Origin of the sequence: Sphingomonas phyllosphaerae FA2 (genome assembly GCF_000427645.1) — a bacterium.
GTDB lineage: Bacteria > Pseudomonadota > Alphaproteobacteria > Sphingomonadales > Sphingomonadaceae > Sphingomonas > Sphingomonas phyllosphaerae.
This window is the reverse complement of sequence record NZ_KE386571.1, coordinates 3052663-3067327: the sequence shown is the minus strand read 5'-3', so window position 1 is coordinate 3067327 and position 14665 is coordinate 3052663. Positions and strand designations below refer to the sequence as shown.

General features: G+C 66.6%; 15 protein-coding genes. 8 read left to right on the top strand and 7 right to left on the bottom strand.

The features are described 5' to 3' along the window. The first annotated feature begins 46 nt into the window (after positions 1–46). The 3 genes from SPHPH_RS0114875 (at position 47) to ribA (ending at position 2764) form a co-directional block, all read left to right on the top strand. Positions 47–658 carry a LolA family protein gene (locus tag SPHPH_RS0114875; protein WP_028967410.1) on the top strand — a complete coding sequence of 204 codons (612 nt, stop codon included), beginning with the start codon at positions 47–49 and terminating at the stop codon, positions 656–658. Positions 659–914: 256 nt separating this feature from the next. Then, positions 915–1697 (top strand): exodeoxyribonuclease III, encoded by a 783-nt coding sequence (locus SPHPH_RS0114870; RefSeq protein ID WP_028967409.1) that lies wholly within the window; start codon positions 915–917, stop codon positions 1695–1697. A gap of 44 nt (positions 1698–1741) precedes the next feature. Continuing rightward, positions 1742–2764 (top strand): GTP cyclohydrolase II, encoded by a 1023-nt coding sequence (ribA, locus tag SPHPH_RS0114865; RefSeq protein ID WP_051273316.1) that lies wholly within the window; start codon positions 1742–1744, stop codon positions 2762–2764. A 109-nt stretch (positions 2765–2873) separates the two neighbouring features. On the opposite strand, the gene SPHPH_RS0114860 is transcribed toward ribA, so the two are convergent. Together SPHPH_RS0114860 and SPHPH_RS0114855 are read right to left on the bottom strand one after the other, a co-directional pair. Then, entirely contained in the window at positions 2874–3542 is a 669-nt protein-coding gene (locus SPHPH_RS0114860) for an HAD family hydrolase (protein ID WP_028967407.1), read from the bottom strand. Continuing rightward, positions 3539–4222, bottom strand: coding sequence for a YggS family pyridoxal phosphate-dependent enzyme (locus tag SPHPH_RS0114855; RefSeq protein WP_238303120.1), 684 nt, complete (start codon positions 4220–4222; stop codon positions 3539–3541). The genes SPHPH_RS0114860 and SPHPH_RS0114855 overlap by 4 nt, the downstream gene beginning before the upstream one ends. Here SPHPH_RS0114855 and SPHPH_RS0114850 point away from each other — a divergent pair. Beyond that, positions 4221–4757: a thiamine phosphate synthase gene (locus tag SPHPH_RS0114850; RefSeq protein ID WP_028967405.1), complete on the top strand. Its 537-nt coding sequence runs from the start codon at positions 4221–4223 to the stop codon at positions 4755–4757. The genes SPHPH_RS0114855 and SPHPH_RS0114850 overlap by 2 nt on opposite strands. Positions 4758–4861: 104 nt before the next feature. Here SPHPH_RS0114850 and SPHPH_RS0114845 read toward each other — a convergent pair whose 3' ends face one another. Further along, positions 4862–5530: a hypothetical protein gene (locus SPHPH_RS0114845; RefSeq protein WP_238303118.1), complete on the bottom strand. Its 669-nt coding sequence runs from the start codon at positions 5528–5530 to the stop codon at positions 4862–4864. A gap of 248 nt (positions 5531–5778) precedes the next feature. Here SPHPH_RS0114845 and SPHPH_RS0114840 point away from each other — a divergent pair, with 248 nt between their 5' ends. Genes SPHPH_RS0114840 through holA form a run of 4 tightly spaced genes read left to right on the top strand, consistent with a single transcriptional unit; the run spans position 5779 to position 10298 of the window. Further along, the gene (locus SPHPH_RS0114840) at positions 5779–6225 is read left to right on the top strand and encodes a DUF3576 domain-containing protein (protein ID WP_028967403.1); all 447 of its coding nucleotides are present in this window, start codon (positions 5779–5781) and stop codon (positions 6223–6225) included. 16 nt (positions 6226–6241) lie between these two features. Then, positions 6242–8782: a leucine--tRNA ligase gene (leuS, locus tag SPHPH_RS0114835; RefSeq protein ID WP_028967402.1), complete on the top strand. Its 2541-nt coding sequence runs from the start codon at positions 6242–6244 to the stop codon at positions 8780–8782. Positions 8783–8820: 38 nt separating this feature from the next. Beyond that, complete coding sequence (lptE, locus tag SPHPH_RS0114830; protein WP_037489737.1) at positions 8821–9291, top strand: LPS assembly lipoprotein LptE; 471 nt, start codon at positions 8821–8823, stop codon at positions 9289–9291. Further along, positions 9288–10298 (top strand): DNA polymerase III subunit delta, encoded by a 1011-nt coding sequence (gene holA / locus SPHPH_RS0114825; protein ID WP_028967400.1) that lies wholly within the window; start codon positions 9288–9290, stop codon positions 10296–10298. Before lptE ends, holA begins: the two co-directional genes overlap by 4 nt. Positions 10299–10647: 349 nt before the next feature. Here the strand turns inward: holA and SPHPH_RS0114820 are convergent, their stop codons facing one another. From SPHPH_RS0114820 to mnmG, 4 genes are read right to left on the bottom strand one after another with little or no spacing between them, the layout of a single operon-like run. Further along, on the bottom strand, positions 10648–11568 hold the full coding sequence (locus SPHPH_RS0114820) for a ParB/RepB/Spo0J family partition protein (RefSeq protein ID WP_028967399.1): 921 nt from the start codon (positions 11566–11568) through the stop codon (positions 10648–10650). Continuing rightward, a complete protein-coding gene (locus tag SPHPH_RS0114815) occupies positions 11565–12347 on the bottom strand; it encodes a ParA family protein (RefSeq protein WP_028967398.1) in 783 nt (260 codons plus the stop codon). Before SPHPH_RS0114815 ends, SPHPH_RS0114820 begins: the two co-directional genes overlap by 4 nt. Further along, positions 12347–12955, bottom strand: coding sequence for a 16S rRNA (guanine(527)-N(7))-methyltransferase RsmG (gene rsmG / locus SPHPH_RS0114810; protein WP_028967397.1), 609 nt, complete (start codon positions 12953–12955; stop codon positions 12347–12349). The genes SPHPH_RS0114815 and rsmG overlap by 1 nt, the downstream gene beginning before the upstream one ends. Next, positions 12952–14664 carry a tRNA uridine-5-carboxymethylaminomethyl(34) synthesis enzyme MnmG gene (gene mnmG / locus SPHPH_RS0114805; RefSeq protein WP_037489734.1) on the bottom strand — a complete coding sequence of 571 codons (1713 nt, stop codon included), beginning with the start codon at positions 14662–14664 and terminating at the stop codon, positions 12952–12954. Before mnmG ends, rsmG begins: the two co-directional genes overlap by 4 nt. Between the last annotated feature and the right edge of the window lies 1 nt (position 14665).

The window sequence follows — 14665 nt, the reverse complement described above, 5'->3', positions numbered from 1 at the left end:
ATGCCGCCCCGCCATCACGCCGCCATTCATTCGGTCGGGAGACGACATGTCGAACTATCTTCTGCCGCTCGCCGTACTGGCCGCGGCGGCGGCGCCGGTCGCGGCGCAAACCGGCGCGGACCTTGCCGCGGTGCAACGCTCGATCGCGGGGCTCGATTCGATGACCGCAGCGTTCAGCCAGACCGATCGCAACGGACAGGTGCTGACCGGGACACTGACGCTCAAGAAGCCGGGCAAGATCCGCTTCCAATATCAGAAGGGTGTGCCGCTGCTGATCGTCGGCGATGGCAAGGCGCTGACCTTCATCGATTATTCGGTGAAGCAGGTGCAGCGCTGGCCGATCGGCAACTCGCCGCTGGGCGTGCTGCTCGATCCCACGCGCGACATATCGAAGTATGCGAAGGTGGTGCCGTCGACCAATCCGGGGGTACTGTCGGTGGAGGCGTACGACCCCAAACATCCCGAATATGGCCGGATCACGTTGGTGTTCGCGCGCAGTGCCGCCGCGCCGGGCGGGTTGATGCTGCAGGGCTGGGCCGCGCTCGACAGCCAGGGCAATCGCACCACGATCCGACTGACCGATCAGAAGTTCAACGTGCCGGTCAGCGATGGCACGTTCCGCTGGGTCGATCCGCGTCGGCAGGGGCGATCCAGCTAAATCATGGCACTTTTGTCCAATTCGTTCATCTTCCCGAAAGGCGGGAGCCTTTAGGTATGTGAACACGGTCGGCGGGCCGCCGGGATTTTCCCCCTGTTGCTCGGTCTCTCGCCTACCGCTTGCGTGACGAACGCTGAGTCGGCCCTCGCTCCATGCCCCCGGAGCGGGGGCCTTTCTCGTTCAGGAACCGCCGTGCCGGCGTGCCTTGTCGACCTGACGCCTTGTCGACCTCATGGGGCGAAGCTACCTAACCGCCGTGAAAATCGTTTCCTGGAACATCAACTCGGTCCGGTTCCGCATCGAGATCGTCGAGCAATTTCTCCGCGAGGCGCAGCCCGACGTGCTGTGCCTTCAGGAAACCAAGGTGGTCGACACCGACTTTCCGTCCGAGGCGTTTCGCGCGCTCGGCTACGATCACATCCTGTTGCACGGGCAGCGGATGCACCACGGCGTCGCGATTATCGCGCGCGTGCCGGTCACGGCCGACGACCGGCTCGACTGGCAGGCCAATCGCGAGGCGCGGCATCTGGGGGTGCGGCTGCCCAACGGCGTGCGGCTGGAGAACGTCTATGTCCCGGCCGGCGGCGACGTCCCCGATCGCGAGGTAAACCCCAAATTCGGGCAGAAGCTGGACTTCGTCGAGCGGATGACGCGCTGGTCCGAAGGGCTGACCGAGCCGACGATCCTGACCGGCGACTTTAATATCGCACCACTGCCCAGCGACGTGTGGAGCCACAAGGCGCTGCTGAAGGTCGTCAGCCACACGCCCGTCGAGGTCGAGGCGCTCGACCGGCTGAAGGCGTCGAACGACTGGGTCGACCTGGGGCGGCATTTCCATCCGGCCCCGGCGCGCCTGCACACCTGGTGGAGCTATCGTTCGCCCGACTGGACCAAGAACGATCGCGGCCGCCGGCTCGATCATATGTGGGCGACGGGCGACGTGGCGAGGACCGCGACCGCGCACACCGTCTTCGAGCCGTGCCGAAGCTGGCTGAAGCCGTCCGACCACGTACCGATCATGACCGAGTTCGCGTGGTGACACCGACCGCCGAAGCCCGCGATGCGGCGCGAGCGATCGATGCGATGCGGCGCGGCTGGCCGATCACGGTGACGGCGGAGGGCGAGCCGCCGCTGACGCTGCTGGCGATCGAAACCGCTGATGCCGCGCGCCTGACCCGGTTCGTATCCGATGGGCGTTTCGACGTGCTGCTGTCGAACGGCCGCGCCGCCACGCTGAAACTCGCCAATCAGCTGGATGCCGCGGTGCCCGACCGGCCGGTGGTAGTCGAGCACGCGCCGTGGTTCGACATGGCGCTGGCCACCGCGCTGGCCGATCCGCAGCTGGATCTTGCGACGCCGCTCAAGGGGCCGTTTCGCACGATCCCGGTTTCGGCCCCGATCGCTGCGGGAGCGGCGCTGCAACTGGCGAGAATCGCGGGATTGTTGCCGGCGTTCGTGATCGGGGACGGCGAGGCTGCGCAGGTGGTGGATGCGCGGGCGATCGCGGCGCACGAAGATGCACAGGCGCTGCAGATTGCGGTGCGCGCGCGATTGCCGGTGGCGGGAGCGGAACATGCCGAGATCGTCGCGTTCCGATCGCCGGAGAGCGCCGACGAGCATATCGCGCTGCTGATCGGCAGCTCGGACGGCACGCCGCCGCTGGTGCGATTGCACAGCGAATGCCTGACCGGCGATGTGCTGGGCAGCCTCAAATGCGATTGCGGGCCGCAGCTGGATGCCGCGATTCAGGCGATCGCGGCGGCGGGGTGGGGCGTCCTGCTGTATCTGCGGCAGGAAGGGCGCGGGATCGGGCTGGTCAACAAGCTGCGCGCCTATGCGTTACAGGATCAGGGGTTCGATACCGTCGACGCCAACGTCCGGCTGGGGTTTGCGATCGATGCGCGCGATTTCGGGGTCGCGGCGCGGATGCTGCGGCTGTTGGGGCAGGACCGGGTGCGGTTGCTGACCAACAACCCGGCGAAGGTCGCCGGGCTGGAGGCGGCGGGGGTCGCGGTGATCGAGCGCGTTCCGCATGCGTTGCCGGCCAATCCGCACAACGAACGGTATCTGGCGACCAAGCGGGACAGGACCGGGCATCAATTGTGATGCGCGGTGCTGTGGCCCGTCATTGCGAGCGGAGCGAAGCAAACCAGAGCCGGATGAGGACGCCCTGGATTGCTTCCCCCGGCCTTCGCCGGGGTCACAATGACGGCGATCAGAGGTCCAATAGGCTAGATACCTCGTTGAAATCCTTCGCGACCGCATCGACACCGATCGCACGGAGGCGGTCGCCGTGGTTGGGAGCGCAATGCGCGCCCGCGACCAGGCCGATCACGAATGCGCCGCTGGCCACGGCACCGGTCGCGCCGACCGGCGAATCCTCGATGATCGCACAGCGTTCGATCGCGACGCCGAGCTTTTCGGCAGCAAGCAGATAGAGATCGGGCGCGGGCTTGCCGTTGGTGACATGTTCGGCGCCCGAATAGAGATGCTCGCCGAAGGCGCTGCGCAGGCCGAGATGCTCGAGATGCGTGGCGATCCAGCGCACCCGGCTGGACGATACCACAGCGCGCGGCAGCGTCGCGGGTAGCGCACGGACGAAGGCGGTCGCGCCGGCAACTTCCTCGATCCCTTCCAGCAGGCAGCGCTCGTCTTCGGCGCGGCGCGCGGTCTGGAAGTCGGGCGGGATCGGCGCGCCGATATGCGCCTCGATCGCAGCGAGGAAATCCTTGCCGGCCAGCCCCATGAATTGCGCCATCGATTGCTCGGGCGTGGTCGGATAGCCGATGCCGGTCAGATAATCGGCGATATGGCGATTGCCGCTGGCCTCGCTTTCGATCAGCACGCCGTCGAAGTCGAAGAGCAGGGCGTCGAAGCGGGTCATGCGCGCGCTCCGAACAGCGCCGAGCCGACGCGGACGTGGGTGGCCCCGAGCGATACCGCCTGTTCGACATCGTCGGACATGCCCATGCTGAGCCCCGCGATGCCGTGGTCGCGCGCGATCTTCGCCAGCAGCGCGAAATACGGGGCGGGTTCGACCGCGGCGGGGGGGACGCACATCAGGCCGGCGATCGGCAGCGCCGCCGTGCGTGCCTCGGCGAGCAGGGCGGGGAGGTCGGCGATCGCGCAGCCGCCCTTTTGCGGTTCGTCACCGATGTTGACCTGAACGAAACAATCCGGGCGGCGGCCGGTCGCGTCGCTCGCGCGCGCCACGGCGGCGATCAGCGACGGTCGGTCGATGCTGTGAATCGCATCTGCCAGCGCAACCGCCTCCGCGGCCTTGTTCGATTGCAATTGTCCGACCAGATGCAGGCGACAATCGGCGAATTCCTCACGCAATGCAGGCCACTTCGCAGCGGCTTCCTGCACGCGGTTCTCGCCGAAGTCGCGCTGGCCGGCGAGCAGCAGCGGACGGATCGCCTCGGGCGGATGGGTCTTCGACACCGCGACCAGCGTGATGTCGGCAGGCGCGCGCCGCGCGATGCGGGCGGCGCTCGCGATGCGGGCGTGGGTGGCGGCGAGACGGTCGTCGGGGGTCATCGTGCGCGCTATAGGGAGCGGCATGCCTGCCCGCCACCCCGTCCGCTGGTTGATGACCGACGAGCGTCAGGGCGCGGGCTTGTGGCCGGCGCTGGAGCGGCTGCCGCGTGGCGCGGGAGTCATTTTCCGCCATTATCGCACTGCGCCGCGGGAGCGTCGGGCGCTGTTCGCGCGCGTGCGCGGCGTGGCGCGGCGGCGTGGACTGGTGCTGGTGGTGGCGGGGGAGGCACGCTTGCGCGGTGCGACGGGGGTTCATGCGCGGCGCGGACGGGGGATCGTGACGTGGCCCGCGCATGATCGGCGTGAGGCGCTGGCGGGGGTGCGGGCGGGGGCCGATGTGGTGCTGGTGTCGCCGGTGTTCGCGACGCGGTCGCATCCGGGCGCGGCGGCGCTGGGGTTGTGGCGTGCGGCGGCGATCGCGCGTTGGTTGCCGGTGACGGTGATCGCGCTGGGCGGGATGGATGAACGGCGCTTTCGGCGGATCGCGGCGCTGGGGTTCGATGGCTATGCGGCGATCGATGCGTGGTCGGCGTCGTCCGGGCCTTCGCCCCGGATTTGATCCGAGGTCGCGCTTTTCATCGCTGACTTAAAGAAGAAGCGGGGTCCCGGATCAAGTCCGGGACGACGATGGCAGTTGGTCGGGCAGTAGCATGAGCAGTCGGCTCAGAAGCGGAAGGCGGTGCCCACGTAGATCGCCTGGCTGTCGCGACGGTCGTCATCGACGCGGGTCAGGCGCTCACGATCGGTCTTCAGCCGCATGCCGGCGGTCAGATCGAGATTGCGGGTGAGCGAATAGCTGCCACCGACGTCGATCGAATAGCTGTTCGGCTCGGTAAGGCTGCGCACGGTGCCGGGCAGCGGGCGATCTGCGGTGGCACCGACGCGGCCGCTCCACTTGGCGCCCGAATAGCTGACCGCGACGTCGGCGGCTTCGCGACTGCCCGGGATGCCGGCCAGATCGACCTTGGCGACGTCACCTGAGATCGCGAACCGCTTCCAGCCGACCGACACGCCCAGATTATAGGCGATCGGGGCGAGCCCGACCGTCGTCGGATTGGCCGAGGCATAGCGCGCATTGTCGCGCGCGGTCATGCTGGAGCGCGCACGTACCGCCACCGTCACCGCGCGGTTGCCGATCCGCGATTCAGACGGGGTGAAGCGGAAGCCGCTGGCGTCGAGCCCGCCGCGCGCGAAGAGCGCCGCGAGCTTGGGATCGGCCGCGGAGGGCGTGAACGAACCGGCGATGCGCGGGGTGGACATCAGCTTGCGGGCCGGCCGCTGGACCGAATCGGCGGCGCCGAGCGCGGGCACGGCTGCAACGGCGGCGGCCAACAGCCCCCCCCCGATGATTGCAGCGATGCGGCACCGTACGGCCACGATCGTATCCATCCCCTTTTTGCCGAACGAATCTGTCCGACCATTGGAGCGGGCCTAACAGGAATCCGTTCCGAGTCCATTACCGCCGCGACGGTTTGTCGTGCACCTGTTGCATCATGTCCACAATGAGGCGTGCTTGCCGGGCGCAGACGGTGCGGGTAGAGCGGGCAGGATTACCCGAATTCCCTGTAAGGACGATGCCGATGTTCCGCCCCTTGCGCCTCGCGGCTGGCCTGTCGGCCGCTGTTGCCCTGTCGTTGAGCCTTTCGGCCTGTGGCGGGCGCGGCGGCAAGCCGGCGGGCGATCTCGCCGCGTCGAAGGTGACGACGATCGGCGTCAACAGCTATCTGTGGCGCGCGACGCTCGACACGCTCAGCTTCATGCCGCTGCTTCAGACCGATTCTAATGGCGGCGTGATCGTCACCGACTGGTACGTCAATCCGCAGACCCCGACCGAGCGCATGAAGGTAACCGTCTCGATCCTCGACCAGGATCTGCGTGCCGATGCGGTGCGCGTCGCCGCGCTGCGCGAGGTGAATCGCGGCGGGCAGTGGGTCGCCTCGCCGGTCGAGGCCGCGACGACGCAGAAGCTGGAAGACATCATCCTGACGCGTGCGCGCGACCTGCGCCGCGGCGCGGTAACCGGCTGAGGCGACGACGACCGCAATGACCACCCGCTTCAATGCCCTGAAGGCCGACGCGCACTGGCAGCGCGTCTGGGATGAACGCACCACCTTCGCCGCGCGTGACGACAGCCCCAAGCCGAAGAGCTACGTGCTGGAGATGTTCCCCTATCCGTCGGGGAAGATCCACATGGGGCACGTGCGCAACTATACGATGGGCGACGTGCTGGCGCGCTATCGGCGGATGACCGGGCATGAAGTGCTCCACCCGATGGGGTGGGATGCGTTCGGGATGCCCGCCGAGAACGCGGCGATGGAAAAGGGCGTGCATCCGGGCAACTGGACGCGCGCGAATATCGCATCGATGAAGGCGCAGCTGAAGCGGTTGGGCTTCGCGCTCGACTGGACGCGCGAACTGGCGACGTGCGAGCCCGATTATTACGGGCACGAACAGGCGCTGTTCCTCGATTTCTACAAGGCCGGGCTGGTCTATCGCAAGGAATCGGCGGTCAATTGGGACCCGGTCGACATGACCGTGCTCGCCAACGAGCAGGTGATCGACGGCCGCGGTTGGCGCTCTGGCGCGCTGGTCGAGAAGCGCAAGCTGAGCCAGTGGTTCCTCAAGATCACGCAGTTCGCCGACGAGCTGATCGAGGGGCTGGGGTCGCTCGACCAATGGCCCGACAAGGTCCGGCTGATGCAGGAGAACTGGATCGGCAAGAGCCAGGGGCTGCAATTTCGCTTCGCTTTGTCGGATGGCGGATCGGTCGAGGTGTTCACGACGCGGCCTGACACGATGTTCGGCGCCAGCTTCGTCGCGGTGGCCGCGGATCATCCGATCGCACAGGCGCTCGCCGCACGCGATGCCGACGCCGCGGCGTTCGTCGAGCGCTGCAAGCAGGGCGGCACCACCGCCGCCGAGCTGGAGACGCAGGAAAAGCTCGGCTACGAAACCGGACTGACCGCCACGCATCCGTTCGGCGCGGGCGAGCTGCCGGTCTATATCGCCAATTTCGTGCTGATGGACTACGGCACCGGCGCGGTGTTCGGCGTGCCGGCGCACGACCAGCGCGACTTCGACTTCGCGACCAAATACCGCTTGCCGATCCGCCGCGTCGTTGCCGATGGCGACAAGACCGACCCGTTGTTCGACGAGGACGCGGCCTATAGCGGCCCCGGTCGGCTGGTGAATTCGCAGTTCCTCGATGGGCTCGACATCGATGCCGCCAAGCACGAGGTGATTGCGCGCGCCGAAGCGGGCGGGTGGGGGCAGGGCTCGACCGTCTATCGCCTGCGCGACTGGGGCGTCAGCCGCCAGCGCTATTGGGGCACGCCGATCCCGGTGATCCATTGCGCGACGTGCGGCGAAGTGCCGGTCCCGCGCGCGCAATTGCCGGTGAAGCTGCCCGAGGATGTCACCTTCGATGTCCCCGGCAACCCGCTCGACCGCCACCCGAGGTGGAAGCATGTCGCCTGTCCGACGTGCGGGGCCGATGCGCTGCGCGATACCGATACGCTCGACACCTTCGCGGATTCGTCGTGGTATTTCATCCGCTTCGCCAGCCAACCCGACGACCGGCCCTTCGACCGGGCGGTGGCGGAGAGCTGGCTGCCGGTCGGGCAATATATCGGCGGGGTCGAGCATGCGATCCTCCACCTGCTTTATGCGCGCTTCTGGACGCGCGCGCTGCGCCACGTCGGGCTGATCGACCTTGCCGAGCCGTTCACCGGGCTGTTCACGCAAGGGATGGTGACGCACGAGACCTACAAGCTCGACATCCCTGATCATGACGGCCCGCCGGGTGCGCTCTGGGTATCGCCCGCCGACCTCAGCGTCGGCGAGGGCGGGGCATTGTTCTTTCAGACCGAGGAAGGCGGGGCGATCCCGATCATCCGTGGTCGCGTCGAGAAGATGTCCAAGTCCAAGAAGAACACGATCGATCCCGAGCCGATCGTCGATCAGTACGGCGCGGACGCGGTGCGCTGGTTCATGCTCTCCGACTCGCCGCCCGAGCGCGATCTGGAGTGGAGCGAGAACGGCATCGAGGGGGCGTGGCGCTTCGTCCAGCGGCTGTGGCGGCTGTTCGAAAGCGAAAAGTCCGGCGTGGGCGCCGACAGCGCGCTCGACCGCAAGCTGCACCGCACGATCGCCGATGTCGCGGCCGCGATCGAGGCGCTGTCGTTCAACAAGGCGGTCGCCAAGCTCTATGAACTGGTCGCGGCGATCGAGAAGGCCGCGCCGTCTGCCTCGCGCGACACGGCAGTCGCAACGCTGATGCGGCTGGTTGCGCCGATGGCGCCGCATATCGCCGAAGAGGCATGGGCGACGCACGGCGACGGCGGGCTGATCGCCGATGCAGCCTGGCCCGACGTTGATGCGGCGCTGCTCGTCGAGGACGAAGTGACGATCGCGGTGCAGATCAACGGCAAGCTGCGCGATACGCTGACGCTGGCCAAGGGGCTCTCGAAGGAGGATGCCGAGGCGGCGGCGCTCGCATCCGACAAGATCATCCGCGCGCTCGACGGCAAGATACCGCGCAAGGTGATCGTGGTGCCCGACCGGCTCGTGAATCTCGTCGCGTGAGCGGGCGTGCGCGCCTGATCGTGGCTTTGCTGGCGGCGATGCCGCTCGCCGGCTGTGGGCTGACGCCGCTCTACACCGGCGGCGGGGCGGGGCCGATCGCCGCGACGCTGGGCGAGGTCGAGGTGATGCCAATCGACGGCAAGGCCGGGTGGCTGGTCGGCGGTGCGCTGAACGAGCGGCTGAAGGCGATCGGCAGCGGCGCGGCGCGGTATCGGCTCAACGTGCGGCTCGACGACAAGATCGTCGGTCTGGGCGCGCGGAGCGATGACTCGGTCGCGCGCGAGCGGCGGACGCTGCGCGCGCGATATCAGTTGATCGATGCCGCGAGCGGATCGGTGGTGCTGGACGCGACGGCGGGATCGGATGCGGGGATCGATGTCGTCGGCTCTGAATATGCGACGATCGCGGCGGAGAGCACCGCATTGGAGCGCTTGTCGGAGACGATCGCCGACCAGATCGTCGCGCGGCTGGCGCTTTATGCGCGGCGGACCCAGCCGCCCAAATCATGAAGGCGACCGAGGCGCGGCTGACGGCTGCGCTCGACCGACCGCCAGCCGACATCCGGCTCTACCTGCTTCACGGACCAGACGAAGCGGTGGCGCAGGCGTTCGTCGCGCGGCTGGCGAAGGGCATGGGCGAGGGGGCGGAGCGCGTCGACCTCGACGGCCCGGCGCTGCGCGGCGACCCGGCGCGACTGGCGGACGAGGCGGCGGCTTTGTCGCTGTTCGGGGGCGCCCGCTATGTGCGGGTCAGCGGCGCGGGCGAGGACGCGTTGGAGGCAGTGACGGCGCTGCTATCGGCCGAGCAGGCAGGGAACCCGGCGATCGTGCTGGCGCCGACCGTGAAGGCGACCGGCAAGCTGGTGAAGGCGGCGATCGACTCGGATCGTGCACTAGCGTTCGCCTGCTACCCGCCGGGGGCGCGCGACGCGGCGACGATCGTCGCCGACCTGGCGCGCGGTGCCGGGTTGCGGCTGTCGCCGGCCGCGGTGCAGCGGATCATTCGTGGCAGCGATGGCGACCGTGCGGTGATGATGCGCGAGGTCGAGAAGCTCGCGCTCTATCTCGATGCCGCGCCTGATCGCCCGGTCGATGCCGATGATGCGGCGCTGGAGGCGATCGGCGCCGACATTGCGGAGGGGGAGATCGGCGACGTGGTGCTGGCGGTCACGGCGGGTCAGGTTGCGCCGTTGATCGACGGTCTGCGCCGGATGAACGGCCCGGATGCCTCGCCGATCCCGATCCTGCGCGCGCTCGGCCGTCGGCTCGTCATGTTGGCGGAGATGCGCGCCGCGGTCGAGGCTGGCGAGGGGGCGGAGCAAGTGATGAAGCGCCACCGTGTGTTCTGGCGCGAAGAGGCGGCCACGGGCGCGGCGCTCCGTCGCTGGACGCTGCCGATGCTGGCCGCTGCGCAACACGCCGCGCGGCGCGTCGAGCGCGAGGTGATCGCTGCCGGACCTGCCGGGCGGGTGGTTGCCGATACCTTCCTGCTGCGTCTAACGCGCTCGGCACGTTAGAGCGTTACTGGAGCAGGCTGAACAATCGCCCTGTGGGCGACCGATGCGGGTAGGGCTTGTGAGGTGATGCTTCTCACGCAGTGCATCCCATCGAAATAACCTTCGGCCAGCGATCCAAGCGTCTCCGGGAACGCTGTGGAACCCATTGACGTGGAGGCTGATGCGCCGTGCAGGGAATTGGATGTTCACGCGGAGGCGCAGAGGCGCAGAGATGTTGTGCTTGCCGTACCCGCCTCATCTTCTCACGATCGTGAATGGGAGGTGATGCGTACGCCGTACGGTACACCTCTACGTCTTCGCGCCTCCGCGTGAATCAACTTTCTTCCGGTGCCCCTGTGCTAACGTTGATCTAGATCCGTTCACCGCTGAGCCGTTGGCAGACCATGTCGAGCTGTTCGAGCGAGCTGTAATCGAGCGTGATCGAGCCGCGGCCGTCGTCGTTGAAGGCGATCGTCACGTGAAGCCCTAGCAAATCGGCGAGTTGGCGTTCCAATGCCTCGATATCGGCGCTTCCGCCGCCGCCAGCTGGCGCGTTGGCCGAGCGCGGCGAGCCGCCGCGCGAAGTAGGGGCGCCATGCTTGTCCTGGCTGGCCAGCTTCTCGGTCTGACGCACGGACAGACCTTGTGTCAGCACCTGCTCGGCAAGCGCCGCCGGATCGGCCGCCCCGACCAGCGCGCGCGCATGTCCCATCGCCAGTTTGCCCTCGACGACCTGTGCCTGCACCTCAGGGGGCAGATCGAGCAGGCGAAGTAGATTGGCGACGTGGCTACGCGACTTGTGCACTGCACGCGCCAGCTCTTCCTGCGTATGGCCGAACTCGTCGAGCAGCCGCTGATAGGCGCGTGCCTCTTCGATCGCGTTGAGATCCTGCCGCTGGATGTTTTCGAGCAGCGCGATCTGCAGCGTCTCGCTGTCCGAATAATCGCGGACGACCACCGGAACTTCGTGCAGGCGCGCGCGCTGCGCCGCCCGCCAGCGCCGCTCGCCGGCGACGATCTGGAAGTCATGGCCATGCGGGCGGACGATGATCGGCTGGATGACCCCGCGCTGCGCGATCGACGCGGCAAGTTCGTCGAGCGCCGCTTCGTCGAAGTGTCGGCGCGGCTGATCGGGATGTGGCGCAATCGCCGACACTGGGATCATCCGCACTGTACCGCGTGCGGGGCCCTTTTCACCGGCCTCACGCTCGTCCTGGGCGACGTCACCAAGCAACGCGTTGAGGCCACGACCGAGGCCGCCCTTGGCACGGCGGGAAGCGAAATCACTCACGCTGCTTCATTCTCCATTTGCGGCAAACGCCGGATCAGTTCTCGCGCCAGCGCGATATAGGCTTCCGAACCACTACACTTGTGATCGTAGATCAGCGCCGGGAGTCCGTGGCTCGGTGCCTCCGAAAGCCGGACGTTGCGCGGGATGACCGTGTCGAACACGACGTTGCCGAGCACCGCGCGGACATCGTTCGACACTTGCTCGGTAAGGCGATTGCGCCGATCGAACATCGTCAGTGCGACGCCGAGGATTGCCAACGACGGGTTGAAGCGGGAGCGGATACGCTCGACAGTGTTGAGCAACTGGCTCAAGCCCTCCAGCGCGAAGAACTCACATTGCAGCGGGACGAACAAGGCATCGGCTGCGACCATCGCGTTGATCGTCAGGAGACCCAGCGAAGGCGGGCAGTCGATCAGGACAATATCCCATGAGCGGGTTGCGACCTCGAAGGCGCGCCGCAGCCGGTGCGTCCGTTGTTCGAACTCGACTAGCTCGATCTCGGCGCCGGAAAGGTCGACGGTGGCGGGAAGGACATCGAGCAGCGGGATGTCGGTTGCCACTGCCGCTTCGGCAACGCCATCGCTGTCGATCAGCACGTCATAGCTCGATCGCTGTCGTTGCGCCTGGCTGATGCCGAGACCGGTCGACGCGTTGCCTTGCGGATCGAGGTCGACGAGCAGAACGCGATGACCTGATGCGGCCAGCGCGGTTGCAAGATTGATCGCGCTAGTGGTCTTGCCAACGCCGCCCTTTTGGTTGGCTACTGCGATGCAGAACATCAGGCTTTCACTCCATCGGCGATCACGATCGCCGAGGTGGGATCAGTGACGCTTTGTTCCACGTGAAACATCGCGCGCCATTTGGCTGGCAGCGCGGCAACCTCACTACCACCATTCTGCCCGCGAGGAAGGATCATTCGCGTGTTCGCGTGACGCAAGTGGCTCGTCATGGTGACCAGATTTGGAATGCTGGCGACCGCCCGTGCGCTGATGACATCCGCTCGTCCAGTCACCGCTTCTGCCTTGGCTTTGGCGATCGTCACGTTTGCGACGCCGAGCGTGTCTGTTACAGCATGCAGGAAGTCGATCCGACGTCCTCGAGGTTCGATGAGCGTCACCGCCAGATCGGTAACGAGCGCAACGATCATGCCGGGAAAGCCGGGACCTGATCCAATGTCGAACCACGTGCGCGCATCTTCGTGACAATAATCCACCAACTGCGCTGAATCGACAATATGCCGGCTCCAGATTGCATCCTTTGATGCGGGCGAGATCAGATTCTGGCGGTCGTTCTCTTTCAGCACCATCACGCGGAATGCATCCAGTCGCTCGCTCGCCGCACCTCCGAACCGTGCGTCGCACCAAGCGCGTGCCTCTTCCTCGGTCATGCTTTGCGCCTCGAATGTAGCCACAGTGCCGCAACCGCGGCGGGGGTGACACCGCGCACCCGCGATGCCTCGTCCAACGTCTTCGGCGAAGCGCGCTCGAGCCGCTCGATCATCTCTGTGGAGAGGCCAGGTACGCCGGCCAGCGTGATGCGATCGGACAAGATGGCGATGTTGCCGTCCAGTCGCATTCGCTCGATCTCGTCGCTTTGACGCTGCAGGTAGGGAGCGTAGCGGCGGTCTTCCTCTACCTCACGTAAGATGTCGTCATCGATCCTGTCGCGGACGCCGTTGGTCGCCGATGTTCGCATGTTGGTGCGGGCCTCCAGATGCGCCCAGCGAGCGGGGGTGAGGAGGCCTAGATCGTCAGCCCAGGATGATAGCCGCGCTTCGGCGTTATCGGCGCGGAGGGCGAGACGATATTCGGCGCGGGCCGTGAGCATACGATAGGGCTCACTTACGCCCTGAAGCACCAGATCGTCGATCATCACACCCATGTAACCCCGCGCCCGATCAACGATGACCGGAGGCAGATCGAGCGCGATCGCGGCGGCATTGGCGCCGGCGATCACGCCTTGCGCCGCCGCTTCCTCGTACCCAGTGGTGCCGTTAAGCTGGCCAGCACACAAAAGCCCGGACAGTTCGGACATCTCCAAGCGGTGATCGAGCGCACGTGGATCGATGTAGTCATACTCGACGGCGTAGCCATACTGGGCAATGCGCGCCGACTCCAAACCGGCGACGGAGCGGACCATCTGATCCTGCACCTCGGCGGACAATGACGTCGAGATGCCGTTTGGGTACACTAGGTGATCATCGAGGCCCTCTGGTTCGAGGAAGATTTGATGGCCGTCGCGATCGCCGAAGCGATGGACCTTATCTTCGATCGAGGGGCAATAGCGCGGACCGCCCCCTTCGATCGCGCCGGCATAGAGCGGGGATGTGTCGAGGCCGGCGCGAATGATGTCGTGCGTTTTGGCCGAGGTCCTCGTGATTGCGCAGGCCAATTGTGGAAGGCGATCGTGGCGCGTCATCGGCGACATGCGCCAAGCCTCATCGTCAGACGGCTGTGGGTCGAGGCGCCCCCAGTCGATCGTACGGCCATCAAGCCGTGGGGGTGTGCCGGTCTTCAACCGGCCCATCGGAAGTTTCAACTCACGTAGCCGCTCGCCGAGCAAATTGGAGGGGCGCTCGTCAATACGACCGCCAGCTTCGCGATCAAGACCGCGGAAGATCTTGCCGCCCAGAAACGTGCCGGTGGCGAGTACCACCGCGCTGGCGCCAACGGTGCTGCCGTCCTGTAAAACGATCCCCGTTACACGTTTGCCCTCCAAGCGAAGATCGACTGCTTCCCCCTCGACCAGATCGATATTGTTGTACGCCGCGAGTTGACGCTGCACCGACGCCCGGTAGCAGCGGCGGTCAGCCTGTAAGCGGGGCCCCTGCACTGCAAGCCCTTTCGAGCGGTTGAGCATCCGATAATGGATGCCGGCATCATCGGCGGCGCGGGCCATTATGCCGTCAAGCGCGTCGACCTCGCGAACCAGATGCCCCTTGCCCAATCCGCCGATCGATGGATTGCAGGACATCGTGCCAATGTGCGCGAGCGATTGAGTCACGAAGGCAACCCCAGCACCTCTGCGAGCAGCAGCAGCCGCCGCCTCGGTGCCGGCGTGCCCTCCACCGACCACGACGACATCATATTGTTTCACG

Excerpts from the sequence above, each read along its gene's own strand:
- SPHPH_RS0114860 (WP_028967407.1), bottom strand. The coding sequence starts at position 3,542 with ATGACCCGCTTCGACGCCCTGCTCTTCGACTTCGACGGCGTGCTGATC.
- holA (WP_028967400.1), top strand. The coding sequence starts at position 9,288 with ATGAAGGCGACCGAGGCGCGGCTGACGGCTGCGCTCGACCGACCGCCA.
- SPHPH_RS0114875 (WP_028967410.1), top strand. The coding sequence starts at position 47 with ATGTCGAACTATCTTCTGCCGCTCGCCGTACTGGCCGCGGCGGCGGCG.
- SPHPH_RS0114850 (WP_028967405.1), top strand. The coding sequence starts at position 4,221 with ATGCCTGCCCGCCACCCCGTCCGCTGGTTGATGACCGACGAGCGTCAG.
- leuS (WP_028967402.1), top strand. The coding sequence starts at position 6,242 with ATGACCACCCGCTTCAATGCCCTGAAGGCCGACGCGCACTGGCAGCGC.
- ribA (WP_051273316.1), top strand. The coding sequence starts at position 1,742 with ATGCGGCGCGGCTGGCCGATCACGGTGACGGCGGAGGGCGAGCCGCCG.
- lptE (WP_037489737.1), top strand. The coding sequence starts at position 8,821 with ATGCCGCTCGCCGGCTGTGGGCTGACGCCGCTCTACACCGGCGGCGGG.
- SPHPH_RS0114855 (WP_238303120.1), bottom strand. The coding sequence starts at position 4,222 with ATGCCGCTCCCTATAGCGCGCACGATGACCCCCGACGACCGTCTCGCC.
- rsmG (WP_028967397.1), bottom strand. The coding sequence starts at position 12,955 with ATGACCGAGGAAGAGGCACGCGCTTGGTGCGACGCACGGTTCGGAGGT.
- SPHPH_RS0114815 (WP_028967398.1), bottom strand. The coding sequence starts at position 12,347 with ATGTTCTGCATCGCAGTAGCCAACCAAAAGGGCGGCGTTGGCAAGACC.
- SPHPH_RS0114840 (WP_028967403.1), top strand. The coding sequence starts at position 5,779 with ATGTTCCGCCCCTTGCGCCTCGCGGCTGGCCTGTCGGCCGCTGTTGCC.